Annotated in this window: 22 protein-coding genes; 18 read left to right on the top strand and 4 right to left on the bottom strand. The window is 67.4% G+C overall.

The genetic code is table 11. The annotated features are described in order from the left end of the window. The first annotated feature begins 4 nt into the window (after window positions 1–4). From rsmI to ACIOU8_RS16410, 11 genes are all read left to right on the top strand, one after another. Window positions 5–823 carry a 16S rRNA (cytidine(1402)-2'-O)-methyltransferase gene (gene rsmI, locus ACIOU8_RS16460; protein WP_400791748.1) on the top strand — a complete coding sequence of 273 codons (819 nt, stop codon included), beginning with the start codon at window positions 5–7 and terminating at the stop codon, window positions 821–823. Continuing rightward, entirely contained in the window at window positions 823–1,440 is a 618-nt protein-coding gene (locus ACIOU8_RS16455; protein ID WP_400791745.1) for a class I SAM-dependent methyltransferase, read from the top strand. Before rsmI ends, ACIOU8_RS16455 begins: the two co-directional genes overlap by 1 nt. 69 nt (window positions 1,441–1,509) lie before the next feature. Beyond that, complete coding sequence (locus ACIOU8_RS16450; RefSeq protein ID WP_400791743.1) at window positions 1,510–2,613, top strand: LacI family DNA-binding transcriptional regulator; 1,104 nt, start codon at window positions 1,510–1,512, stop codon at window positions 2,611–2,613. A 181-nt stretch (window positions 2,614–2,794) separates the two neighbouring features. Continuing rightward, window positions 2,795–4,459 carry an ABC transporter substrate-binding protein gene (locus ACIOU8_RS16445; RefSeq protein WP_400791741.1) on the top strand — a complete coding sequence of 555 codons (1,665 nt, stop codon included), beginning with the start codon at window positions 2,795–2,797 and terminating at the stop codon, window positions 4,457–4,459. Then, complete coding sequence (locus ACIOU8_RS16440; protein ID WP_400791739.1) at window positions 4,456–5,436, top strand: ABC transporter permease; 981 nt, start codon at window positions 4,456–4,458, stop codon at window positions 5,434–5,436. Before ACIOU8_RS16445 ends, ACIOU8_RS16440 begins: the two co-directional genes overlap by 4 nt. Beyond that, window positions 5,433–6,347 (top strand): ABC transporter permease, encoded by a 915-nt coding sequence (locus ACIOU8_RS16435; protein WP_400791737.1) that lies wholly within the window; start codon window positions 5,433–5,435, stop codon window positions 6,345–6,347. The genes ACIOU8_RS16440 and ACIOU8_RS16435 overlap by 4 nt, the downstream gene beginning before the upstream one ends. Window positions 6,348–6,352: 5 nt before the next feature. Further along, window positions 6,353–8,056, top strand: a complete 1,704-nt coding sequence (locus ACIOU8_RS16430; protein ID WP_400791925.1) for an ABC transporter ATP-binding protein — start codon at window positions 6,353–6,355, stop codon at window positions 8,054–8,056. 12 nt (window positions 8,057–8,068) lie between these two features. Continuing rightward, window positions 8,069–9,238, top strand: coding sequence for a family 1 glycosylhydrolase (locus ACIOU8_RS16425; RefSeq protein WP_363575178.1), 1,170 nt, complete (start codon window positions 8,069–8,071; stop codon window positions 9,236–9,238). 43 nt (window positions 9,239–9,281) lie between these two features. Then, window positions 9,282–10,823, top strand: coding sequence for a molybdopterin-dependent oxidoreductase (locus ACIOU8_RS16420; RefSeq protein WP_400791734.1), 1,542 nt, complete (start codon window positions 9,282–9,284; stop codon window positions 10,821–10,823). A 38-nt stretch (window positions 10,824–10,861) separates the two neighbouring features. Then, entirely contained in the window at window positions 10,862–12,454 is a 1,593-nt protein-coding gene (metG, locus tag ACIOU8_RS16415) for a methionine--tRNA ligase (protein WP_400791732.1), read from the top strand. Window positions 12,455–12,456: 2 nt separating this feature from the next. Continuing rightward, window positions 12,457–13,341, top strand: coding sequence for a TatD family hydrolase (locus tag ACIOU8_RS16410; protein WP_400791729.1), 885 nt, complete (start codon window positions 12,457–12,459; stop codon window positions 13,339–13,341). Here ACIOU8_RS16410 and ACIOU8_RS16405 read toward each other — a convergent pair. Then, the gene (locus tag ACIOU8_RS16405; RefSeq protein WP_400791923.1) at window positions 13,323–14,597 is read right to left on the bottom strand and encodes an MFS transporter; all 1,275 of its coding nucleotides are present in this window, start codon (window positions 14,595–14,597) and stop codon (window positions 13,323–13,325) included. The genes ACIOU8_RS16410 and ACIOU8_RS16405 overlap by 19 nt on opposite strands. A 91-nt stretch (window positions 14,598–14,688) precedes the next feature. On the opposite strand from ACIOU8_RS16405, the gene rsmA reads away from it, so the two are divergent. From rsmA to ACIOU8_RS16370, 7 genes are all read left to right on the top strand, one after another. Next, window positions 14,689–15,558 carry a 16S rRNA (adenine(1518)-N(6)/adenine(1519)-N(6))-dimethyltransferase RsmA gene (gene rsmA / locus ACIOU8_RS16400; protein WP_400791727.1) on the top strand — a complete coding sequence of 290 codons (870 nt, stop codon included), beginning with the start codon at window positions 14,689–14,691 and terminating at the stop codon, window positions 15,556–15,558. Window positions 15,559–15,567: 9 nt separating this feature from the next. After that, entirely contained in the window at window positions 15,568–16,635 is a 1,068-nt protein-coding gene (gene mgrA / locus ACIOU8_RS16395) for an L-glyceraldehyde 3-phosphate reductase (RefSeq protein WP_400791725.1), read from the top strand. Between the two features lie 13 nt (window positions 16,636–16,648). Further along, window positions 16,649–17,581 carry a 4-(cytidine 5'-diphospho)-2-C-methyl-D-erythritol kinase gene (locus tag ACIOU8_RS16390; protein ID WP_400791723.1) on the top strand — a complete coding sequence of 311 codons (933 nt, stop codon included), beginning with the start codon at window positions 16,649–16,651 and terminating at the stop codon, window positions 17,579–17,581. Window positions 17,582–17,702: 121 nt separating this feature from the next. Beyond that, window positions 17,703–18,716, top strand: a complete 1,014-nt coding sequence (locus tag ACIOU8_RS16385; RefSeq protein ID WP_400791721.1) for a LacI family DNA-binding transcriptional regulator — start codon at window positions 17,703–17,705, stop codon at window positions 18,714–18,716. A 155-nt stretch (window positions 18,717–18,871) separates the two neighbouring features. Then, entirely contained in the window at window positions 18,872–20,392 is a 1,521-nt protein-coding gene (gene mmsA, locus ACIOU8_RS16380) for a multiple monosaccharide ABC transporter ATP-binding protein (RefSeq protein ID WP_400791921.1), read from the top strand. Further along, window positions 20,389–21,744 carry a multiple monosaccharide ABC transporter permease gene (mmsB, locus tag ACIOU8_RS16375; protein ID WP_400791719.1) on the top strand — a complete coding sequence of 452 codons (1,356 nt, stop codon included), beginning with the start codon at window positions 20,389–20,391 and terminating at the stop codon, window positions 21,742–21,744. The genes mmsA and mmsB overlap by 4 nt, the downstream gene beginning before the upstream one ends. Before the next feature lie 60 nt (window positions 21,745–21,804). Next, complete coding sequence (locus ACIOU8_RS16370) at window positions 21,805–22,926, top strand: substrate-binding domain-containing protein (protein ID WP_400791716.1); 1,122 nt, start codon at window positions 21,805–21,807, stop codon at window positions 22,924–22,926. Between the two features lie 94 nt (window positions 22,927–23,020). Here ACIOU8_RS16370 and ACIOU8_RS16365 read toward each other — a convergent pair whose 3' ends face one another. The 3 genes from ACIOU8_RS16365 to ACIOU8_RS16355 all read right to left on the bottom strand — a co-directional run bounded on the left by ACIOU8_RS16365 (window position 23,021) and on the right by ACIOU8_RS16355 (window position 25,433). Further along, the gene (locus ACIOU8_RS16365; RefSeq protein ID WP_400791713.1) at window positions 23,021–23,851 is read right to left on the bottom strand and encodes a hypothetical protein; all 831 of its coding nucleotides are present in this window, start codon (window positions 23,849–23,851) and stop codon (window positions 23,021–23,023) included. Window positions 23,852–24,057: 206 nt separating this feature from the next. Next, window positions 24,058–24,837 carry a hypothetical protein gene (locus tag ACIOU8_RS16360; protein ID WP_400791710.1) on the bottom strand — a complete coding sequence of 260 codons (780 nt, stop codon included), beginning with the start codon at window positions 24,835–24,837 and terminating at the stop codon, window positions 24,058–24,060. Between the two features lie 68 nt (window positions 24,838–24,905). Then, window positions 24,906–25,433, bottom strand: a complete 528-nt coding sequence (locus ACIOU8_RS16355) for a hypothetical protein (RefSeq protein ID WP_400791707.1) — start codon at window positions 25,431–25,433, stop codon at window positions 24,906–24,908. Between the last annotated feature and the right edge of the window lie 39 nt (window positions 25,434–25,472).

Here is a 25,472-nt window from a genome sequence, read left to right as displayed (position 1 = left end):
GCGGGTGATCATCCTCGCCGCAACACCGATCGGAAACCTCGGGGATGTCTCACGTCGCCTCGTCGAGGTGCTGGAGAACGCAGAGGTCGTCGTCGCAGAAGACACCCGCACCACGCAGAAGCTGTTGCAGGCTCTGCAGATCTCGAACCGTCCGCGGCTGATCGCGCTGCATGACCACAACGAGAAGCAGAAGGCGGCAGAGCTCGCGACCCTCGCCATCGAGACCGATGTCGTCGTCGTCAGCGATGCGGGGATGCCGGCCATCAGCGACCCCGGCTACGGTCTCGTCGCCGAAGCGGTCGCGCAGGGCGTGACGGTCACGGCCATCCCCGGACCTAGCGCCGTGCTGATGGCCCTCTCGATCTCGGGGCTGCCGACCGATCGCTTCACGTTCGAGGGCTTCCTGCCGCGCAAGCCGGGGGAGCGGCGGTCGACGCTGAGAGCGCTCGCCGCCGAGCCTCGCACCATGGTCTTCTTCGAGTCACCCGCTCGGTTGGCGTCGTCGCTCGCCGACATGGGCGCCGCGTTCGGCGACGACCGCCGCATCGCCGTGTGCCGCGAGCTGACCAAGTTCTACGAGGAGGTCCGCCGAGGCACCTCGGCCGAGCTCGTCGAGTGGGCGACTGCGGGAGTCAAGGGCGAGATCGTCGTCGTCGTCGAGGGAGCGCCGCATCGTGAGGCCTCTGCGGAAGACGCGCTCGCGCAGGTGCAGACCCTCGTGGCATCCGGCGTGCGTCTGAAAGAGGCCTGCGCCGAGGTCGCCGCCGCCACAGGCCTGTCATCACGCGACCTGTATCAGGCAACGCTCGCCGCCCGCAGCTGATGGTGCAGGGCACTGACGCCGCGATCGGCTCTGCCTACGACGCGAGGGCCGCGGAATACGTCGAGGTGGCCGGTGCGCTCGAGCAGATGGACCCCCGTGATGCCGGGGTCATCGCCGCCTGGCGTGACGCGACGCCGGGGCGACTGCTGGATGCCGGTTGCGGACCCGGTCACTGGACAGAGTTCCTCGGCAGGGGAGGTCGCGAGGCGCAGGGGATCGACCTGTCGGCAGAATTCATCGCCGTGGCGCAGCACCGGCATCCCGGCATGACATTCGAGCTGGGCTCGTTCCGGGAGCTGCCGCTCGAGGCAGGCGCAGTCGGCGGCATCCTCGCCTGGTACTCGCTGATCCACACCCCGCCTGCAGAGCTGCCCGAGATCCTGGCCGAGTTCGGTCGCGTGCTCGCTCCCGGCGGCAGCATCCTCGTCGGATTCTTCGACGGCGAACCGCGCGAGCCGTTCTCCCACGCCGTCGCTCCGGCCTACTTCTGGTCTGCCGACGCCCTCGCGGAGCTTCTCGCCGATGCAGGCTTCACGGTCGCGTCGACCGACACCCGCGGCCGCGAGCAGGGCGAGATCAGCGCCCGACCCCACGGCTCGCTGGTCGCCGCTCGTTGAACTCTGCGCGCGGGCGGCGCCTCGCTTCCCGGGTACCCTGGTGCACACGCGACCCGAGGAGGACCGAGCGTGACCAAGAAGGCGACCGTCTACGACGTCGCAGAGCGCGCCGGAGTGTCGATTGCGACGGTCTCACGCGTGCTGCGGCAGCCGGATGCGGTGCGCCCTGCGACGCGTGAACGCGTGCTCGACACGGTCGCAGCCCTCGGGTACGTGCCCAGCGGCAGTGCGCGAGGCCTGGCCGAGCGCCGCACCGGTGTGCTGGGGCTGTACTTCCCGGGTTTCGACGCCTCGGAGGACGCTCCTGTGCTCGATGTGCTCGCCGGGGATCAGGCCGAGGTGCCGCCGTTCACGGTCGAGCAGGCGGCTGCCGACTCGGGTGCACCGCATCCGACCATGCTCTTCCTCGACGAGGTGCTGCGTGGTGCCGAGCTGGAGGCGTGGAAGCAGGGGTTCGTGCTCATGATCGGCGTCGGGCGGGGCGATCCCGCGCGCGAGACGGTGCGCGACATCGCCGGCCGAGTCGACGGACTGATGGTGCTGGCGCAGAGTGTGCCGGACGACGTGCTCGCTCGTCTCGCCCAACGGATCCCGGTGGTCGTGCTCTCGGGCCCTGCTCGAGGTGACAGCTATGACCATGTGACCGTCAGCAACGCCGAGGCGATGTCCGAACTCACACGCCTGGTGCTCGCGCAGGCCGACCCTGGTCGGCTGGCTTTTCTCGCCGGTCCGGAGGACTCGCCCGACGGCGCTCAGCGGTGGGAGGGGTTCGCGGCCGCGATAGCCGAGGCGGGCATCGAGACGGATGCCGTGACGGTGCTGCGCGGTGACTTCACGCGCGCATCGGGACACCGGGCCGCCGAGGAGCTGATCGCCCGCGGTGCACCGGCCGTGCTGGTCGCAGCGAACGACCAGATGGCCCTGGGGGCGATCGACGCGTTCCGCTCGGCCGGCATCCGCGTGCCCGATGACGTGCGGGTCACGGGCTTCGATGGCATCGAGGCCGCCGCGCTCTCGCGGCCGACCCTGACCACGGTGCGCCAGCCGATGATCGACCTCGGCCGCGCCGCCGTGCAGCTTCTCGCAAGACGTCTCGAACAGCCGGATGCCGAGCCGATGACGGTGCGACTGCCGCTGCAGATCCTGGTCCGCGAGAGCTCGCAGCGTCCGTAACAGCAACCGATCTGGCACCGCTCCCACGCCTGCCATGGCCGGGGTGAGGCGGTCTCCGGCCCGCCGTCAAGGGGTTGCGCTCACAAAATGTATGCGCTTACAATCGCTCATGCGGCCTTGGCCGTGGGGCGCCCCGACCCCCGGGACCCCCTTCATGACACAGACGACATGAGGTGGCAGTGTGGCGAAGACGCACATGCTCCGGCGCTGGCGGAGAGCCGCGATCGTGGGACTGGCGGCAGCGGCCGTCGCGCTCAGCGGTTGCAGCATCCAGATCAGTTCGCAGCCCGATCCATCGATCGGCGACGACACGATGCTCATCAACGCGGACAAGGGGAATCCCTTCTTCACGCGGAACTTCAACCCGTATCTCACCAACACGCGCACCGCGTCGCGGTGGATCTACGAGCCGCTGATCCTGGTGAACCCGCTCGACGGAACCGAGAACCCCTGGCTCGCGAGCGAATGGTCGCAGCCGGACGCCCGCACGATCGTGATGACGATCCGCGACGACGTCGAGTGGAGCGACGGCGAGAAGCTCACACCCGATGACGTGGCGTTCACGTTCCAGCTGCTCAAGGACAACCCCGCGATCGACATCAAGGGCGCGTGGCAGCACCTCGAGACCGTCGAAGTCGAGGGCGACGACGTGATCATGCACCTGCAGACCGACGATGCCCCGTCGCTGCCGATCCTCGGTCAGACGATGATCGTGCCCGAGCACCTGTGGGCCGACGTCGAGGAGCCGGCCACCTACCGCAACGAGAACCCGGTCGGAACGGGCCCGTTCGTGCTCGGCAACTACAACGACCAGCAGTACTCGGTCGACAAGAACCCCGACTACTGGCAGGCCGACAAGATCGAGATCGAGCACATCATCCTGCCGTCCACGAACTCGCAGCTCGACACCGTCACGCGTGGCTATGACTGGGCCTACTCGTTCATCTCCGACGTCGAGGGCACCTGGGGTGCGGCCAGCGAGCACAACGCCTGGTGGTTCCCGCCGGGCGGAGTCATCGCCCTCATGCCGAACCTCGAAGTCGCTCCGTTCGACGACGTGAACGTGCGCCGCGGCATCGCCCTCTCGCTCGACCGCGAGGAGATCGCCGAGACCGCCTCCGAAGGGTACATGGAACCTGCAGGGCAGACCGGACTCACCCTCCCCAACCAGGAGGAGTACCTGGACCCGAACATCCCCGATCAGGGCATGATCACCCAGGACACGGATGCCGCACTCGACGCGTTCGCCGACGCGGGATACACGCTCGAGGGTGACCGCCTCGTCGGCGCCGACGGGAAGCAGCTCGAGTTCGCGCTCACGACGGCCAACGGGTACTCGGACTGGACCCGCGCGGCTCAGACCGTGCAGAGCCAGCTCGCAGACGTCGGCGTCACGGTGACTCTCAAGCTCCCGCAGCCCGCGGGGTATCAGAGTGCCATCAGCAACGGCGACTTCGAGATGGCCATCGGCGGCATGGGCAACGGAGACATCTACCAGGCGTTCAACAACCTCCTCTCGAGCGAGTTCTACGTTCCCTCCGGTGAGACCACCGCCAACAACTTCGAGCGGTACCGCTCGGATGAGGCGGACGCGCTGCTCGCCGAGTACCGCGAGACCGTCGACCCCGCCCGCCAGACCGAGATCGTGCACGAGCTGCAGGGCATCGTCTATGAGGAGATGCCCGTCATCGGTCTCTACTACGGCGGGATCTGGGGCCTCTTCAACGACTCCAAGTTCACCGGCTGGCCCACAGAGAACGACCCGTACATGATTCCGCAGAACTACGACTCGGCGCCGCTGGGCATCTTCACCCGGCTCGAGCGCGTCAAGGAGGATGACCGATGAAGTACGTCCTTCAGAAGGTCGGGCTGTTCGTCCTCACACTGTGGGCGGCCATCACCCTGAACTTCTTCCTGCCGCGCCTGATGCCGGGTTCTCCGGCCGATGCCGCGATCGCGAAGCTCTCGCAGAACGGCCCGGTGTCGGATGCGACGCGCGCCGCGATCGAGGCCCAGCTCGGAGTACCCACCGGATCGATCTGGGACCAGTACGTGACCTACCTCGGTCAGGTGGCCAGGCTCGACTTCGGCGTCTCGTACACGTTCTATCCGCAGACCGTCTCGAGCATGGTCTCGACCGCACTGCCGTACACGATCGGCCTCGTCGGCATCGTCACGATCCTCGCGTTCGTGATCGGCACACTGATCGGCACCGCCGCGGCCTGGCGCCGCGGCACGTGGCTCGACAGCCTGCCGACGCTGACAGGATCGTTCCTCAGCACCTTCCCGTACTTCTGGACGGCGCTGCTGCTGCTGTTCTTCTTCGGGTACGTGCTGCACTGGTTCCCGACGACGGGCGCCTACGCGGCGACCACGACACCGGCGTTCAGCTGGGACTTCATCGTCGACCTCGCGCAGCATGCGGTGCTGCCGGCGGTGACGATCCTGCTGACCTCCCTCGGCGGCTGGATCATCGGCATGCGCAACGCGATGATCAACACGCTCGGTGAGGACTACGTGACCTTCGCCGAGGCGAACGGTCTGCACGGGCGCACGATCGCCGTGCGGTACGCCGCACGCAACGCGATCCTGCCGAACCTCACCGGTTTCGGGCTCACGCTCGGCGGTGTGGTCGGCGGATCGATCCTCGTCGAGCAGGTGTTCGGGTATCCGGGCATCGGTTATCTGCTCTTCAACGCCGTGATCGGGCAGGACTACCCGCTCATGCAGGCGCTCTTCCTGATGATCACCGTGAGCGTGCTCATCGCCAACTTCCTCGTCGACATCCTGTACGGCGTGCTGGATCCAAGGACCCGCCGATGACCTCCACCATGAATGTCAAGGTTCCCTCCGACCGGATCGCGGCTCCCAGCCCGTGGCGCTCGTTCGCCCGGATGGTGGGCACCCTCTGGTCCAACGGCAAGGCCCGCCTGGGCCTCATCATCCTCGGGCTGTTCGTGGTGGTGGCGGTGTTCGCTCCGCTGCTCGCCCCGTACGGCCCCAAGGTCAACACGTTCGAGCGCAACGCCGATGCGTCGCCAGCGCACTGGCTCGGCACCACCGCTGCGGGCGAGGACGTCCTGAGTCAGCTGATCTACGGTTCGCAGATCAGCCTGCTGGTCGGCATGGCCGCCGGCATCCTCTCGACGATCGTCGCGGTGCTGATCGGTCTCAGCTGGGGCTACATGCGCGGCTTCCTGGGAGAGGTGGTCGGCTTCATCGTCAACCTCTTCCTCGTGATCCCCGGGCTCCCGCTCATGATCGTGATCGCCGCGTACCTGCAGAACGGCGGCATCCTGATGATCATCGCGGTCATCGTCGTCACCGGATGGGCGTGGGGTGCGCGCGTGCTGCGCAGCCAGACGCAGTCGCTGCGAGGCAACGACTTCGTCACCTCGGCGCAGTTCTCGGGCGACAGCCGGGCGCGCATCGTGTTCCGCGAGATCCTGCCGAACATGACCTCGATCATCGCGGGAACGCTCTTCGGGGCGGCGACCGCGGCGATCCTTGCCGAGGCCGGACTCGAGTTCCTCGGGCTCGGCGACTCCAGCATCGTCAGCTGGGGCACGATGCTCTACTGGGCGCAGAACTCCAACTCCCTGCTCACCGGGCAGTGGCTGCTGCTGTTCGCCCCGGGTCTGTGCATCGCCCTGCTCGCTCTGAGCCTGACACTGATCAACTTCGGCGTGGACGGCATCTCCAATCCGCGCCTGCGAGAGGGGAAGGGCCGATGAGCGCCATGGAACCCAACGACGTCCTGCTCGACGTCCAGGGCCTGTCCGTCGAGTACGCCTCGCCGGGCACGACGCCGGTCACCGCGGTCGAGAACGTCTCGTTCACGCTGCGACGCGGCGAGTTCGTCGGACTCGTCGGCGAGTCGGGCTCGGGCAAGTCGACGCTCGGCTTCGCGCTGACCCGGCTGCAGAAGCCCCCGGCGCGGATCAGCGACGGGCGCATCCTGTTCGACGGCCGCGACATCCGCGACCTCGATGCCGAGGAGCTGCGCCGGCAGCGCCAGGGCGGATTCGCGATGGTGCTGCAGTCGGGCATGAACGCGCTGAACCCGGTGCGGACGATCGGCAACCACTTCCGAGACATCTTCGCGGCGCACGGGCATGTGGCTCGCGACGCCCGGGAGGCGAGGGCGAGGGAGCTGGTCGGCAAGGTCGGACTCGACCCCCTCGTGCTGTCTCGGTATCCGGGTGAGCTCTCGGGCGGCATGCGCCAGCGTGCATCCATCGCGCTCGCCCTCTCGCTCGAACCGCAGCTCATGGTGTTCGACGAGCCGACCACCGCGCTCGACGTCCTCGTGCAGCACGCCGTCATGGACACGATCAAGGATCTCCAGCGCTCCGAGCACTTCACGGCGATCCTCATCAGCCACGACCTGGGCATCGTGCTCGAAGCCACCGATCGGGTGATGGTCATGCACGAGGGCCGGATCGTCGAGGACGCGCCGAGCGGCGACATCCTGCACCGTCCGCAGGACGAGTACACGCGGATGCTGTTGAGTCACTACGCCGATCCTCGGGCCGAGTCGATCTCGATCCCCGGGTTCGTCGACCTCGGCACCCGGCGTCGTGAGGGACACTCGCGCACCGATCTGACCGAGACCCTGCCGACGGTGTCGCAGCGCGACACGCGCCGGGCGGACGCCGCGATCGTGGTCGAGGGCGTGTCGAAGCGCTACCCGGCTCCGCGTCGGGGGGAGAAGCCGGTCACGGCGGTCGATGACGTGTCGTTCCGTCTGGAGCCGGGCGAGGCGCTCGCACTGGTCGGCGCCTCGGGCTCGGGCAAGTCGACGATCGCGAAGCTCATCACCGGAGTCGAGAAGCCGACCGACGGCACCGTGCGCTTCGGCGATGTCGACGTCGCCTCACTCCGCAGGAAGGGGCTCCGCGATCTGCGCAAGGACGTGCAGATGGTGTTCCAAGACCCCTATGCCGCGCTGAACCCGCTGCACACGGTCGAGTACGCGCTCAGCAGGCCGATCCGCAACTACACGCCGCTCCGTGGTCAGGAGGCGAGGGCCCGCGTGCTCGAGCTGCTCGAGACGGTGGGGCTGACTCCTGTCGAGCAGTTCGCGGCGAAGCTGCCTCATCAGCTGTCCGGTGGTCAGCGTCAGCGTGTCGTGATCGCACGGGCGCTCGCCAGCGACCCGCAGGTGCTGATCGCCGACGAGCCCGTCTCGATGCTCGACGTGTCGTTGCGCGCCGGCGTGCTCGCCCTGCTCGAAGACCTGCGCGAGCGGTGGGGCATCAGCATGCTCTACATCACGCACGACCTGCTCAGCGCGCGTCTCGTGACCGAGAACATCCTCGTGCTCAACAGCGGTCGCGTCGTCGAACGCGGCGAGACCTCTCAGGTCCTTCAGCATCCGGAGGACTCGTACACGGTCCAGCTGCTCGACGCCGTGCCCAATCCATCCCGAATCTCGAAATAGAGAGGAGCACTCGTGCTCACATTCCCTGACGGCTTTCTCTGGGGTGCTGCGACCGCAGCCCATCAGGTGGAGGGGAACAACACGACCAGCAACTGGTGGGCGATGGAGCATGCTCCGGGCTCGCCGATGGTGGAGCCCTCGGGCGATGCCGCCGACCACTTCCACCGGTACCCGGAGGACATGCGGCTGCTGGCGGATGCCGGTCTGAACTCGTACCGCTTCTCGATGGAGTGGGCCCGTATCGAGCCCGAGCGCGGGTTCGTCTCGCGGGCGATGCTCGACCACTACCGCCGCATGATCGACACGGCTCGCGAGAACGGGCTCGACCCCACGGTCACCCTGATGCACTTCACGGTGCCCCAGTGGTTCCAGAAGGACGGGTTCTGGCGCGCGGACGACGCGGTCGACCTCTTCTCACGCTACGTCGAGACGGTGCTGCCGATCCTCGAGGGCGTGAAGTACGTCTGCACGATCAACGAGCCGAACATCGCTGCGATGCTGGCCGGGGGAGAGGATGCGGCGAACCTCGTCGCCTTCGGACTGCCGAACCCCGACCTCGCGGTCGCCGACACGCTGCTCGACGCGCACCACCGCGCGTCGGAGATCCTGCACTCGGTCTCGGGCGTGCAGGCCGGGTGGACGATCGCGACGCAGGCCTTCCACTCCACAGGAGAGCCCGGCGCCGACGAGATGCTCGCCGAGTACGGCGACCCGCGCGATCACTGGTACCTCGATCAGTCGGCCGGCGACGACTTCGTCGGCGTGCAGGCCTACACCCGCACGTTCATCGGACCCGAGGGGCCGCGGCCGGTCGCCGACGATGTCGAGACGACGCTCACCGGCTGGGAGTTCTTCCCCGAGGCGCTCGAGATGGGCGTGCGCAGCGCCTGGGAGCGCAGCGGCGGGGTGCCGGTGCTCGTGACCGAGAACGGCATCGCGACCGCCGACGACACCCGCCGCATCGCCTACACGCAGGGGGCGCTCGAGGGTCTGCACCGCGCGATCTCCGACGGCATCGAGGTCAAGGCGTACCAGCACTGGAGCGCGCTCGACAACTACGAGTGGGCCAGCGGATTCCGTCCGACCTTCGGGCTGATCGGATTCGACCACGAGACGTTCGAGCGCTCGCCGAAGCCGTCTCTCGCCTGGCTCGGCGAGGTCGCACGTCGCAACGGGCTCTGAGCCGGACGACCCCGGGGCGCTGCCCCGGGGTTACCCTCGGATCATGAGCCATGCAGCCCGAACGACGCGCGGTGACAGGCTCCGATCGGCGGCCGCCGGGTTGAGCGCGGCGGTCGTCGCGGTCGGCCTGGCGGAGCTGGTCGCGGCGATCGTCGAGCCGAGTGCGAGCCCGTTCGCGGTGATCGGCAGCGGTCTCATCGATCTTGCGCCCAGCTGGGCGAAGGATGCGGCCATCGCGCTGTTCGGCACCGGCGACAAGGTGGCGCTGATCACCGGAATCGCCATCGTGCTGGCAGGCGTGGCGGCGCTCGCGGGCATCGTGGAGTCCCGCCGGGCGGGCGTGGGATCCGTGATCCTCGCAGCGCTCGGCGTGCTCGCGCTCGTGGCCGCGATGATCCGTCCGGGGGCGGGGCCGTTCGCGTGGCTTCCTGGTCTCATCGCGGGGGCGACGGCGGTCGTCGCACTGCGGCTGCTCATGCGCAGGGTGCATCCGGTTCCGTACCTGCGCACCGAACATGAAGAGCGCCGGCAGTTCCTGCTGTGGACCGTCGGTGTCGCCGCCACCGGCGTCGTCGCGCTCGCGATCGGCAGCGCGGCCCGCGGTGTGACCCGGTCGATCGAGGCGGTGCGCGGTGCGCTGCGGCTGCCGAAGGCGACCACCCCGGCCGCGGCGGTGCCTGCCGCCGCGGAACTCGACATCCCGGGGCTTGCGCCGGTCGTCACCTCGAACGCGCAGTTCTACCGCATCGACACCGCGCTGATCGTGCCGCGGATCGACCCGGCCGACTGGTCGCTGCGGATCCACGGGATGGTCGACCGAGAGATCGTGATCACGTGGGACGAGCTGCTCACCCTGCCGATGCAGGAGTCGCATGTGACGCTCGCATGCGTGTCGAACGAGGTGGGCGGAGACCTGATCGGCAATGCCCTGTGGCTCGGGCATCCGGTGCGGGAGCTGCTCGCCAGAGCGGGAGTCGACTCCGATGCAGACATGGTGCTGTCGACCTCGTCCGACGGATTCACGGCCTCGACCCCGATCGAGGCGCTGACCGACGACCGCGACGCTCTGCTCGCCGTCGGCATGAACGGGGATCCGCTGCCGATCGAGCACGGCTTCCCGGTGCGGATGGTCGTGCCGGGGCTCTACGGGTATGTCTCGGCGACCAAGTGGGTGACGGATCTCGAGGTCACCCGGTTCGACCGCGCCACCGCCTACTGGACGGATCGCGGATGGTCGGAGCGCGGACCGGTGAAGCTGCAGTCGCGCATCGACGTACCGCGCCGAGGCACTCGGATCGAGGCGGGGGACGCCGTCATCGCGGGCATGGCGTGGCAGCAGCACGTGGGCGTCGAGGGCGTCGAGGTGCGGGTCGATGATGGCGCATGGCGTCGCGCGGACCTCGCCACCGCGATCTCGGACGACACCTGGGTGCAATGGCGTCTCGACTGGTCGGCCGAGAGCGGAGAGCACACGATCGAGTGTCGCGCCATCAGCGCGGACGGCGAGACGCAGACCTCCGATCCGGCCGACGTCGTGCCCGACGGAGCCCAGGGGTGGCACCGCATCCAGGTGTCGGTCGCCTGAGCGTAACGACCCCCTGCATCCCGCCTAGAATTGTCCCCATGCCCGCAGGCGAATCGTTCTACATCACCACGCCCATCTACTACCCCTCCGACGTGCCCCACATCGGTCACGGGTACACCTCGGTGGCGGTCGACGCGCTCGCGCGCTGGCACCGTCAGGGCGGCGATGACACGTGGATGCTGACAGGCACCGACGAGCACGGCCAGAAGATGCTCCGCGCGGCGGCGGCGAACAACGTCACCCCGCAGGAGTGGGTCGACAAGCTCGTCACCGAGGCGTGGTTCCCGCTGCTCGAGACGCTCGACGTCGCGAACGACGACTTCATCCGCACGACGCAGGAGCGCCACGAGACCAACGTGCAGACGTTCTTCCAGCGGCTCTACGACCGCGGCTACATCTACGCGGGTGAATACGAGGCGCTCTACTGCGTCGGCTGTGAGGAGTTCAAGCCCGAGTCCGAGATCGTCGACGGCACCGGTCCGTTCGAGGGCCTCAAGGTGTGCGCGATCCACTCGAAGCCCCTCGAGCTGCTGCAGGAGAAGAACTACTTCTTCAAGCTCAGCGAGTTCCAGGATCGCCTGCTCGAGCTCTACAAGACCCAGCCCGACTTCGTGCGCCCCGACTCGGCGCGCAACGAGGTCGTCTCCTTCGTCAGCCAGGGGCTCAAGGACCTCTCGATCTCGCGGTCGACGTTCGACTGGGGCATCCCGCTGCCGTGGGACGAGTCGCATGTCATCTACGTGTGGGTCGATGCGCTGCTCAACTACGCCACGGCCGTCGGCTACGGCTCCGACCAGGAGACGTTCGACCGCCGCTGGCCTGCCTATCACGTGGTCGGGAAAGACATCCTGCGCTTCCACGCGGTGATCTGGCCCGCGCTGCTGATGGCCGCAGGCCTCGACGTGCCCAAGGGCGTCTTCGCACACGGCTGGCTGCTGGTCGGCGGCGAGAAGATGTCGAAGTCGAAGCTCACCGGTATCGCGCCGACCGAGATCACCGACGTCTTCGGCTCGGACGCCTACCGCTTCTACTTCCTCTCGGCGATCGCGTTCGGCCAGGACGGCTCGTTCTCGTGGGAGGACCTGTCGGCCCGCTACCAGGCCGAGCTCGCGAACGGCTTCGGCAACCTCGCCTCGCGCACCACGGCGATGATCGAGAAGTACTTCGAGGGCATCGTGCCGCCGCCCGCCGAGTACTCCGAGTCAGATCTCGAGATCCAGCGGATCGTCGCGGATGCCGCCTCGAACGCGGATGCCGCGATCGAACAGTTCCGCATCGACGAGGCCATCTCGTCGATCTGGACGATCGTCGACGCGCTCAACGGCTACATCACTGCGAACGAGCCGTGGGCGCTCGCCAAGCAGTCGAACAACGGAGACGAGGCTCAGCGCGGCCGCCTGGGCACCGTGCTCTACACGTGTGCCGAGGGGCTGCGTGCCCTCGCCGTGCTGCTCTCGCCGGTGATGCCGCAGTCGACGGAGAAGCTCTGGGTCGCCCTCGGCGCCGCCGAGAGCCTCGGGCGTCTGCAGGACCAGCCCATCCGCGAGGCCGGAGCCTGGGGCGTGCTGCGACCCGGCACCAGCGTCAACGGCCTCACCCCGCTGTTCCCGCGGGTGGAGTCCGCCAGCTGAGCATGACCTACGTGCAGGAGCGAGACGGCGACGGACGCAAGAATCTGCGATACCCGGCGGCGCCCGAGCCGCTTGCCGTGTCCGTCTACGACAACCACGCGCACCTCGAGATCCTCGACGGCGACGAGCCTCTGTCGCTGACCGAGCAGCTCGATCGCGCTGCGGCCGTGGGCATCGCCGGTGTGGTGCAGGCGTCGGGCGACATCGAGTCCTCTCGGTGGGCGGTCGAGGCCGCCGAATCCGACCCTCGCGTGCTCGCGGCCGTCGCGATCCACCCGAACGACGCTCCCGCGTACGCCGAAGAGGGTCGCCTCGGCGGTGTCGGTCTCAGTGACGCCATCGCGGTGATCGACGAGCTCGCCGCGCACCCTCGCACGCGGGCGATCGGCGAGACCGGACTCGACTTCTTCCGCACCGAGCCCGAGCGCCGAGCACCGCAGTTCGAGTCCTTCGAGGCGCATATCGCCCTCGCCAAGAAGCACGGCATCGCGATGCAGATCCACGACCGCGACGCGCACGACGCGGTGCTCGAGACTCTGACCCGCGTCGGAGCGCCCGAGCGCACGGTCTTCCACTGCTTCTCCGGTGACGACGCGATGGCCCGGATCTGTGCGGATGCCGGATATCACCTGTCGTTCGCGGGCAACGTCACGTTCAAGAACGCCCAGAACCTGCGCGATGCGTTGAAGGTGACGCCGCTCGACCGCATCCTCGTCGAGACCGATGCGCCGTTCCTCACCCCGACACCGCTCCGCGGTCGTCCGAACGCGCCGTATCTCGTGCCGATCACGGTGCGATTCATGGCTGCGGAGCTCGGCATCGAGGTCGACGAGCTCTCTGTCCAGCTCGCCGCCAACACCCTGCGGGTCTACGGCTCGTTCGACTGAATCTGGATCGCCTGTGTGTCGGAGATCGGCTTCGCCGACACGATCTGCGAGATCGGCTTCCACACGAACAGCAGTGTGAGCGCGGCGCCGACGAAGGCGAACCACCAGGGGGCCGTGAGCCCCCAGAACTGGGCGATCACGCCGCCCAGGGCCTGCCCGATCACCATGCCGCCGAAGACGCCGACCATGTTGACCGAGGCGACCCGGCCCTGCAGCTCGGGCGGCACGAGTCGCTGACGCACGGTCGTCGAGATCGTGCCCCAGATGAACGCGTAGGCGCCGAAGACGAACATGATCACGAGGGCGACCCACCCGGTGTTGGTGAGCGCGAAGGCGAGGTGCATCAGCACTTCGAGAGACAGCACCACACGCATGAGCGTCGCGAAGGACACGTGCCTCTCGAGCCAGCCGAAGCACAGCGTGGCGAGGATGCCACCGGCGGCGGATGCCGTGGTCAGCGCTCCATAGCCGACGGCTCCCATGTCGAGGTGCTCTGTGGCGTAGAGCACCAGCACGCCCCACGGGGCCGCCCACGTTACGTTGAAGACGAGGATGATGAGCACCAGCATCCGCACCGGAGGGTTCTGCCAGAGCCACCGCAGGCCCTCGGCGATGTCGGTGTGCACGTGCGTCTTCTCGTGGGTCCCTGAGCCCGTCTTCTCGTGGGTCCCTGAGCCCGTCGAAGGGCGAGGCGGCACGGGCGTGCGAGCCATGCGTGAGATCAGCACGACCGCGAGGAGCACGCAGAGGATCTCGAGCAGGAAGGGCCACGCCGTGCCGGCGGCGAAGAGGAAGGCACCCAGCGGAGGACCCGCGAACTGGTTCGCGACCAGATATCCGGCCTGCAGACGGGCGTTGCCGAGGCCCAGATCCGTCGGCTTCACGAGCATCGGCAACAGGGTGCTGCCCGCCGTGTCGACGAAGACCTCCGCCGTGCCGTAGAGGAAGGCCACCGCGAGCACGATCCAGATGTTCGCCGTGCCTGTCAGCAGGAATGCGCAGAGACCCGCGAGCACGACGGCCCGCGCGGCGTTGGCGAACATGACCAGGCGGCGGCGGTCGAAGCGGTCGGCGATCGCTCCGGCGTGCAGGCCGAACAGCAGCCAGGGGAGGAACTGCAGGATGGCGCCGGCCGCGACGAGGATCGGCGACGAGGTCATCGATGCGATGAGCAGGGGAGCGGCCGCGAGAGCGACGCCGTCTCCGACGTTGCTCGTCCACGATGATGCGAGCAGCCAGCGGAAATCCCTGCCCATTCGACGAGGCGCGATCAGTTCACCGAGGGAGGGCACCACAGAAGACTACTGGCGGGTTCGGACACCGGTGGAGGTGGGGGACAATGGAGCAATGACAGTCACCCTGCTCGGCGCCACCGAGATCCGCCGCCTCGCCGCCGAGCTCGACGTCACTCCGACCAAGAAGCTCGGACAGAACTTCGTCGTCGATGCGAACACCGTGCGCAAGATCGTGCACGCCGCCCGCGTGCAGCCGGGGGAGCGCGTCGTCGAGGTGGGACCAGGGCTCGGTTCGCTCACGCTCGCGATCCTCGAGACCGGGGCATCCGTCACCGCCGTCGAGATCGATCACCGGCTTGCGGCCCGTCTGCCCCAGACGGCCGAAGAGCACGGTGTGCCCGCCGACATGCTCACGGTGGTCGACGCCGACGCGCTGCGCATCACCGAGCTGCCGGGCGAGCCCACCGTGCTGGTCGCGAATCTCCCCTACAACGTCTCCGTCCCGGTGCTGCTGCACTTCCTCGAGAACTTCTCGTACCTCGAGCGCGGCGTCGTGATGGTGCAGGCCGAGGTCGCCGAGCGCATCGCCGCCAAGCCCGGCTCGAAGATCTACGGCTCGCCCAGCGTCAAGGCGGCCTGGTACGGCGAGTGGAGGCTCTCGGGCACCGTGTCGCGTCAGGTCTTCTGGCCGGTTCCCAACGTCGACAGCCTCCTCGTCGGCTTCGACCGTTCGGAGGGCGAGCGCGGCACGGAGGACGAACGCCGACTCACCTTCACGATCGTGGATGCCGCCTTCAACCAGCGGCGCAAGATGCTGCGTCAGGCGCTGTCGGGCCTCTTCGGCAGCTCGGCCGCGGCATCCGAGATCCTGATCGCGGCAGGGGTCGCGCCGACCGCTCGTGGCGAAGATCTCACGGTCGACGACTATCACCGTGTTGCGCGGCACGTCGCTCAGATCGATGACGCCGCCATCACCGGCTAATCTGGCACGGTGACCGAGTCCCCCCGCTTCCGTCCGAACGTCCCTGAGCTGCACCGGCCGTACGCCGCCGATGAGAGCCGCTATCAGCAGTTCGAGTACCGCCAGGTCGGCACCTCGGGGCTCTACCTGCCGCCCATCTCGCTGGGCCTGTGGTGGAACTTCGGCGACAACATCCCGCTCGACGACCAGCGCGCACTGCTGCGCCACGCGTTCGACCGCGGCATCACGCACTTCGACCTCGCGAACAACTACGGTCCGCCCTACGGCTCGGCCGAGAAGAACTTCGGCCGCATCTTCGCCGAGGACTTCCGGCCCTATCGTGACGAGCTGATCATCTCGTCGAAGGCGGGCTGGGACATGTGGCCGGGGCCGTACGGCGACCTCGGCAGCCGCAAGTACATCCTCGCGAGCGCCGAGCAGTCGCTGACGCGCATGGGCCTCGACCACGTCGACATCTTCTACTCGCACCGTGCAGACCCGGTGACTCCGGTCGCCGAGACCATCGGCGCGCTCGACACGCTCGTGCGTCAGGGCAAGGCGCTCTATGTGGGCATCTCGTCGTACAGCGCCGAGCGCACGGCCGAGGCCGTGGCCGTCGCCGCCGAGCTCGGCACCCCGCTCGTCATCCACCAGCCGGCATATTCGATCCTCAACCGCTGGGTCGAAGACGGACTCACCGCCGAGCTCGAGCAGTCCGGTGTCGGCGCGATCGCCTTCACCCCGCTCGCGCAGGGGCTCCTCACCGACAAGTACCTCGGTGACGGCACCGCGGCGCGAGCGCAGAAGCGCGGGTCGCTGCCCGATGCTCCGCTGTCGGATGCCGCTCTGCAGACGCTCCGATCGCTCAACGCCATCGCCGAGCAGCGCGGGCAGTCGCTGGCGCAGATGGCGATCCAGTGGACGCTGCGCAATCCGGTGGTCGCCTCCGCGCTGGTCGGGGCGTCGCGCCCCGAGCAGCTCGACGAGAACATCGCCGCCGTCAACGGACCCGCCTTCACCGCCGATGAGCTCAGCCGCATCGACGAGGCGGCCGGAGCCATCGACGTCGACCTGTGGGCGTCGTCCACGGAGCTGTGACGGGAGCACCGAGATGAGCTTCGCCGCCCCCGTCGATTCCGTGCATGTGCGCGCGCCAGGCAAGATCAACGTCTACCTCGGCGTGGGCGGTCGTCACGACGACGGGTACCACGCGCTGGCGACCGTGTTCCAGGCGGTGTCGCTCTATGAAGACGTGATCGCCCGGCACGCCGACGACTTCTCGATCACGGTGTCCGGAGTCGACGATCCCGACACGGTGCCGCTGGACGATCGCAACCTCGCGATGCGGGCGGCCAAGCTGCTCGCGACCGCAGCCGAGTACGACGGCGGGGTGGCGCTGGAGATCCGCAAGAGCGTGCCGGTCGCCGGAGGCATGGGAGGCGGATCGGCGGATGCCGCTGCCGCCCTCGTGGCCTGCGATGCGCTGTGGGGCACCGGGTTCTCGACCGCGCGCCTGCACGAGCTCGCGGCACGCCTCGGCGCCGACGTGCCGTTCGCCCTGCACGGGGGAACCGCGGTGGGCACCGGTCGGGGAGACCAGCTCAACCCGGCATTGGCGAGAGGGCGCTTCGACTGGGTGCTCGTCCCGAGCGATGAGGGGCTCTCCACGCCGGTCGTGTACGCGCGGCTCGACGCTCTGCGCGATGCCGAGGGTGCGCTCGCCGACGACCCGCCGCTCTCGCTCGAGGTCCCCGCGCCCGTGCTGCAGGCGCTGCGCTCCGGGGACCCGGATCTGCTCTCCGAGAGCATCTACAACGACCTGCAGGAGGCCGCCCTGCATGAGCGGCCGGAACTCGAGACGACGATCCTGCGCGGCATCCATGCCGGTGCCCTGCAGGGGATCGTGTCCGGTTCAGGGCCCACCGTCGCCCTCCTCTGCGCGAGCCCCGAGGGTGCGCAGGAGGTCCAGTCGCTGCTGCGCGAGCACGGTCTCGAGTCGCTGCACGTGCACGGTCCCGTGCCGGGCGCACGCATCCTCGCCTGACCTGCGCCGAGCGCCCCCTGCCCGTCCCTGCCCGCCCCCTCACGTCGGCGACGTGCGCTCGGCGCGCCTGGCATACATAATGAAGTGACGATGTGACCGTGCACATACGAGGAGGTCTGTGATGTCGACTGCCTCCGAGCGTGCCAGGATGCCGAGCATCCGCGACGTCGCCCGACTCGCAGGAGTGTCGCACCAGACCGTCTCCCGGGTGCTGAACGATCATCCGAGCATCCGCCCCGAAACCAAGGCCAAGGTACTCGACGCCATCGCGGTGCTCGACTACCGGCCCAATCTCGCAGCGCGGGCGCTGGTGACCAGCAAGTCCAACATGCTGGGCATCCTCGCGGCGACCGTGGGGGAGTTCGGTCCCACGTCCTCGATCGTCGGCATCGAAGACGCCGCGCGCGAGGAGGGATACTCGGTGTCGACGCTCAACCTCTCGGCCACGACGCCGGAGGCGATCGGCAACGCGCTGCGGCAGCTGGCGCGCGAGCAGGTCGACGGCATAGTCGTCCTGGCCCCGCAGGTCCGGGCGTTCCATGTGCTCAAGGGCATGGCGGTCGAGATGCCCTTCGTGTCGCTGCAGACCGCATCGGGCTCCGACGGGGTGACCCTGTCGGCCGACCAGGTCGCCGGTGCGCGCACCGCCACCGAGCATCTGATCGGGCTCGGCCACAGCGACATCATTCACATCGCAGGTCCCCAGGACTGGATCGAGGCCGAGTCGCGCATGCGCGGATACCTTGATGCGCTGCGCGAAGCCGATCTTCCGACCTTCCCGCCGATCCGAGGCGACTGGACGGCGGACTTCGGCTACTTCGCGGGGCAGGAGCTGTCGCGACGCCGAGATTTCACGGCTGTGTTCGTCGCGAACGACCAGATGGCGATCGGTCTGATGCACGGGTTCCGGGATGCCGGCGTCCGTGTGCCCGAAGACGTGAGCGTCGTCGGCTTCGACGACATCCCCGTCGCCGCCCACGTCGCGCCGACTCTGAGCACGGTGCATCAGGACTTCCCCGAGCTCGGGCGCCGGGCGGTGCGGATCCTGCTCGCGCAGATTCGCGGTGAGCAGGTACCTCAGTTCGGGCCGCTCCAGACGACACTGCGCACGAGGGAATCGTCGGCACCTCGATAGAGCCACAATTTCGCTCGTGGTCTTGACAGCGTCTCGGCGAGCGTAGACTATGTAATCCAATGTGAACGGTCACATCGAAGGTGACCGCCCGTCGCGAGGAAGATCTTGTGAGCACCACAGCAACGTTGCCGGTCGTGTCAGGCCCCATCCTGGAGATGCGCAGCATCACCAAGGAGTTCCCGGGTGTCAAGGCGCTGTCCGACGTGTCCATCACCGTCCGCACCGGAGAGATCCATGCGATCTGCGGGGAGAACGGCGCAGGAAAGTCGACCCTGATGAAGGTCCTCTCCGGCGTGTATCCCTACGGCACGTACGAGGGGGACATCCTGCTCTACGGCGAGGAGCAGCGCTATCGCGACATCGCCGCGAGCGAGGCGGCCGGAATCGCGATCATCCACCAGGAACTCGCGCTGATCCCCGAGCTCTCGATCACCGAGAACATCTTCCTCGGCAACGAGACCAGCCGCTTCGGCACGATCGACTGGCGCGCACAGCGCCAGCGCACGGTCGAGCTGCTCGCCAGGGTGGGTCTGAAGGAAGACCCCGATGTGGCGATCAAGACGCTCGGTGTCGGCAAGCAGCAGCTGATCGAGATCGCCAAGGCCCTCAACAAGGACGTCAAGCTCCTCATCCTCGATGAGCCCACCGCCGCCCTCAACGAGAACGACTCGCAGCACCTGCTCGATCTGATCCTCGGCCTCAAGGCCAAGGGCATCGCGTCGATCATCATCAGCCACAAGCTCAACGAGATCGAGCAGATCGCCGACGAGATCACGATCATCCGCGACGGCCGCACGGTCGAGACGCTCGACATCTCACGCGGTGAGATCAACGAGGACCGGATCATCCGCGGAATGGTCGGCCGCTCGCTCGAGAGCCGCTACCCCGACCGCACCCCCGAGATCGGCGAGGTCTTCTTCGAGGTCAAGGACTGGTGGGTGCAGCACCCGACGGTCTCCGAGCGCATGGTCGTCAAGGGGTCGAACCTCAACGTCCGCCGCGGTGAGGTCGTCGGCATCGCCGGCCTCATGGGCGCCGGTCGCACCGAGTTCATGATGAGCATCTTCGGACGCTCGTACGGCAACTTCCAGGGCGGACAGATCGTCAAGGACGGCCGCGAGATCTCCATCCCGGATGTCTCCTCCGCCATCAAGCACGGACTCGCCTACGTCAGCGAGGACCGCAAGGTGCTGGGTCTCAACCTGCTCGACACCATCAAGCGGTCGGTGGTGGCGGCCAAGCTGTCGAAGATCTCGAAGCGCGGCGTCGTCGACGAGCGCGAGGAGTACTCGGTCGCCGAGCGCTACCGCAAGGCGCTGCGCATCAAGACGCCGAGCGTCGAAGAGGGCGTCGGCAAGCTCTCGGGAGGAAACCAGCAGAAGGTCGTGCTGGCGCGGTGGATGTTCACCGACCCCGACCTGCTGATCCTCGACGAGCCCACCCGCGGCATCGACGTGGGGGCGAAGTACGAGATCTACGCGATCATCAACGAGCTCGCCTCGCAGGGCAAGGGCGTCATCGTCATCTCCAGCGAGCTGCCCGAGCTGCTCGGAATCTCCGACCGCATCTACACAGTCTTCGAAGGTCGGGTCACCGACTGCATCCCGGCCGACCAGGCGACACCCGAGGCACTCATGCGCAGCATGACCTCCGCGACTCAGAAAGCATCAGCATGACCACCGACCTCACGACAACGAAGCGTGGCTTCCACTTCGGCGACATCCGCAAGATGTTCGGGGGCAACGGCACCTCGTCGCTGCGCCAGTTCGGCATCCTCGGCAGCCTCATCGTCATCATCGCGCTCTTCGAGATCCTGACGCTGCTGCGCAACGGACCGAACGGTGCGACGCTGACGTCGGGCAACCTGATCAACGTCATCAACCAGTACTCGTTCATCCTGATCCTCGCGATCGGCATGGTGATGGTCATCATCATGGGGCACATCGACCTGTCGGTCGGTTCGGTGGCGGCCTTCACCGGCATCATCGTCGCGAAGTCGATGGCCGACTGGAACCTCCCTTGGCCGGCGGCGATCCTCCTGGGTCTCGGTGTGGGTGCCCTGGTGGGTGCCTGGCAGGGATTCTGGGTGGCGTATGTCGGGGTGCCCGCGTTCATCGTGACGCTCGCCGGCATGCTCTTCTTCCGCGGCGCGCAGCAGTGGATCGGCGACGCTCAGACGATTCCGGTGCCCAAGGGCTTCCAGGTGATCGGCACCGGCTATCTGCCCGAGGTCGGGCTTCCGCTCAACTTCAACGTTCCGACGATGCTCCTCGCCCTGGTCGCCGTGGCATGGCTGGTCTTCTGGGAGATCCGCACCCGTCGCCAGCAGCACAAGATGGGGTCGGACAGTGCACCCCTGTGGGTCAGCGTGGTCAAGGTCGTGCTCCTCTCGGTCGTCGTCCTCGCCGCTGCGTGGATGTTCGCGACCGGTCGCCCCGGCACCAGCTTCCCGGTTCCGGGTCTGATCCTGCTCGCTCTGGTCATCATCTACTCGTTCATCACGCGGAACACCGTGTTCGGCCGTCACATCTACGCCGTGGGTGGCAACCGCCAGGCTGCGCGCCTCTCGGGTGTCAAGGACCGCTGGGTCGACTTCTTCGTCATGATGAACATGTCGATGATGGCCGCTCTCGCCGGCATGATCTTCGTCGCCCGTTCGCAGGCCTCCGGACCGAACGACGGCACGGGCTGGGAGCTCGACGCCATCGCTTCCGTCTTCATCGGTGGCGCCGCAGTCGCCGGTGGCATCGGAACCGTGATCGGGTCGATCATCGGTGGTCTGGTCATGGCGTTCCTCAACAACGGTCTCGCTCTGCTGGGCCAGGGCGCTGACGTCGTCTCGATGATCAAGGGCCTCGTGCTCCTGCTCGCGGTCGGCATCGACGTCTGGAACAAGCAGCAGGGCCGCCCGTCGCTCATCGGTTTCATGATGCGTCGCTCGAACCGTCAGGTGGATCCGGCCACCGAGACGTTCGAACCCAACAGGACTTACCAAGCCCCTCCCGTCGACAAGACAAGGGCCGAGTAAGCGGAATCTCCGCGCAGTGCTCGCGCGCAGAATCCGTCACATCACACAGAAAGAGATCACATGAAGAAGATCATCGTCACAGCGACAGCGCTCGTCGCGACGGCTGCCTTCGCACTCACGGGTTGCTCCGGTGAGCGCGGCGGCGGAACCGACACGGGATCCGGCGAAGAGGCCGAAGCAGGCTTCGAAGCAGGCTCCCCGATCGGTGTCGCGCTTCCCGACAAGACCAGTGAGAACTGGGTCCTCGCGGGCCAGCTCTTCACGGACGGCCTCGAAGAGGCCGGCTTCAAGGCCGACGTGCAGTACGCCCCGGCGAGCAACACGGTCGCCGAGCAGCAGAACCAGATCCAGGCCATGGTCACCAACGGTGCCAAGGTCATCATCATCGGTGCGAAGGATGGCAAGCAGCTCGCCACCCAGGTGCAGGCCGCCCAGGATGCAGGCGCCTACGTGATCGCGTACGACCGTCTGATCGAGAACACCGAGGCAGTCGACTACTACGTCGCGTTCGACAACTTCAAGGTCGGCCAGCTGCAGGGCCAGGCTCTCCTCGATGGACTCGCCGAGCGTGCGGGCCACGAGGCTCCGTACAACGTCGAGCTCTTCTCGGGCTCGCCGGATGACGCCAACTCGAAGGTCTTCTTCGACGGCGCCATGGACGTGCTCCAGCCCGAGATCGACAACGGCAACCTCGTCGTCGTGTCGGGTCAGACCGAGATCGCGCAGACCGCGACCGAGGGATGGCTTCCGGAGAACGCGCAGAACCGTATGGACACGCTGCTGACCTCGTCGTACAGCGGTGACACCGTGGTCGACGGTGTGCTGTCGCCGAACGACACCCTTGCTCGCGCCATCATCACGTCGGTGCAGCAGGCCGGCAAGCCGGTTCCGGTCGTCACGGGTCAGGACTCCGAGGTCGAGTCGGTGAAGTCGATCATGGAGGGCATCCAGTACTCCACGATCAACAAGGACACCGCGCTGCTCGTCGAGCAGTCGATCAAGATGGTCGGCCAGCTGCAGGCGGGCGAGACCGTCGATGTCAACGACGAAGAGTCGTACGACAACGGCGTGAAGGTCGTTCCGGCCTACCTGCTCGACCCGATCATCGTCACGAAGGAGAACGCCGCTGAGGCGTACGCCAACGTGCCGAGCCTCCTCGAGATCGTGCAGTCGTACCAGTAAGCGTCGAGTCCTCGCCGAGGGCAGACGAGGGGCCGCCCGGGTCATACGACCCGGGCGGCCCTTTGTCATCTCGGTCGATTTTTCACACGGTGCGCTAGCCCCAGAGGGGGTCGTCGGGATCGGGAGAGTCTGTGCCGTCGGCATCTGTCATGATGCGCGCTTCAGCGATCCACGACGTCAGAGGGCCGTCGCGGAGGAGATGAGGTCGCGGTGTGTCGAGCACAACGGAGGCGGTCACCTTGTCCAGCGGCTCATCGCTCGCGAAAATGACGACGTTGCCGAGTGGCCCTTCCGCATCTTCCGGCTCTGCGTCGAGCACGACAGCGATGTGATCGAACACGGTGCTCAGGGTCGCGGCCTGTCGTCGTGAGTATTCGAACGGATGCCCGTCGAGCAGGTTCACGGCGACCACGCCTGCTGCTGCGGAGCGCGCGGCGACCCGGCGATAGAACTCCTGGCTGGCCACACGATGCCGGATGACGGCGGCATCCCAGAGATCGACGACGGTGAAGCACGCCTCCACCCAATCGGTGTCGATTGCGGTGCGATACCTCGCTGCGTCGTCAAGTCCGGGGGACGGAGATGACTGCACCGGCGATGTCTTCTCATTCGGAAGAGCGGCGTCCGCGACCGTCCGAGCGTCACCGAAGATGACTCGTATGTCAGACCCGGGAGGCAATGGCAGCGCGTCGATGACGGCGGCGTAGAGCGCGGGTTCGAACTCCACCACCAGCTGAGGTGATCCGGCGCGCGTCGCCTGGACGTAGCGTGCCAGCGTGAGTGCTCCGGCCCCCAGATGCACGGTGAACAGCGGCGCATGGGGCTCGGCGGCGGCATCCATTGCGCGGGCGATGTGTTGGGTGTAGCTGTACTCGAGGTCGGTGGGCTCGGTGATCGAGACGACGGACTGCGCAATTCCATCCACGCTGAGCTCGAAGCGACCGGGTCGCCTTCTCGACTGCACCAGCTTTGCCTTGCGGTTGGCTAGTGAGAGCGAGAACAACCGGCGACTCCATGGCACCTGTCTAGTTTAAGCCGGAGGGGATCGGTCGGCCGCTGCCTCTCGAGGAGCAGAGTGGACCTTCGGGCTCGGGGGCTCTTTCTTGTCGGCGCGCTGCTGTGGTGCTTTCTTCAGCAGCCGATGCCGGCGGGATTCTCGTGACAGGTGTGGGCGACGAGCGCGGTGCGGGCTTCGAGGATGCGGATCTCCTGGGTGGCACCGGGCGTCGTGAGCTGTCCGGGAACCTCGATCCAGTCCCCGCCGAGGTCCACCTGCGCGGTGTATCGGATGTCCACTCGGGCCGAGTACACGCCGGGTTCGCGGTAGACGTGGCTGGTCGGGGTCGGCGTGAACTGCGCCTGGCCGAGAGCCTCCCAGGTCTGTCCCGGTGTCGTCAGTGTGGCCGAGCTGCCGTCGCCGTAGGTGTAGTCGTACCCGGCGGGGACGAACCGCACGCGCAGTGGCACGCCGAACAGCTCCCCGTCTTCGATCTGCGGCGTCGCAGCAGCGGTGAAGTTGGTCGGCATGCCGGCGATCCCGACGTTTCCGGGTTCGGCGGTGGCGAGGACGGATGCCGGCGCGAACCGCGCGAGGTCGGAGATGACGATCGTCGGGATGCCGGTCGCCGGCGGGATGGACGGGGACGGCGGTGGGGAAGCGGTCCGGTTCTGACGGGGTGCGCATCGCGTGGTGCCCGAGTCGTCCATGCACGCCGCGAGATCGATCGCCTCCTGGCTCGGTCCCGACGGTGCGCTGGAGCCGGATGGGCCGCCGGGGCCTCCGTTGCTGCGGCGTGCGTCAGTGTTCGGGTTGGTGCCCTGCTGCTGTTGCGTGCCCGTGATGGTGAGCGACGAGCCGTCCGTTGACCCGCAGAGGCCGACGCGAGACGCAGCTGTCGTACAGGTACTCATGCGTGCTGCGTCCGTTGTGACCGGGCCAAGTACAAGAAGAAGTCCGATGCAAACGGCCGTCACCTTGGTCAACATGTTGAGCCATCAACCATGGATTCGTTGGAGATGCGTAATGCGTCTCCCGCCCCGACGAAGACAACCCGCTGCTCGACCTTTTGCCCCCTCTCGAGCGGCGTCACATCCGCTCCCGACTTGTTGATCAGCGAGACATTCGAGACGTCCATGCAAACGATGCCGGTCATCGTAGGGAAGTCGCCGTCGATGTCCGCTGATTCTCCAAAGAATGCCTCGACTACCGCTACGCCGGAGACGTGCAGCTCGCTTGATGACAGAAGGTTCTGAGTGTCTATATCGCCCTCAAGTGCTAGACCGGTCAGGTACCGTTGCGGATCGGCGCCCTCCGTCCCGTTCGACCGTGCGTTCACTGCATCGTTGTAAGCCCGATACACCTCTTCCGCCGCCGCAAACGCCTCCTCTTCGCTGGCGAAGGCGGGCGTCGGAGTGGGAACCGGCGCCGCCGCCGGTGCGCAGCCGAGCAGCTGGCCGAGCGCGATAGCCACGATCACGACAACCGTTCTTCTTCCGCGCGTCGTCATCGGTCTGGGAGTTGGCGAGGGTCGCGAACGAGAAGAGGT

It is taken from the genome of Microbacterium sp. NPDC087589 (assembly GCF_044743635.1).
Classification (GTDB): Bacteria; Actinomycetota; Actinomycetes; order Actinomycetales; family Microbacteriaceae; genus Microbacterium.
Note: the sequence above shows the minus strand (reverse complement) of the source record. Positions and strands in the feature narration are given on the sequence as shown.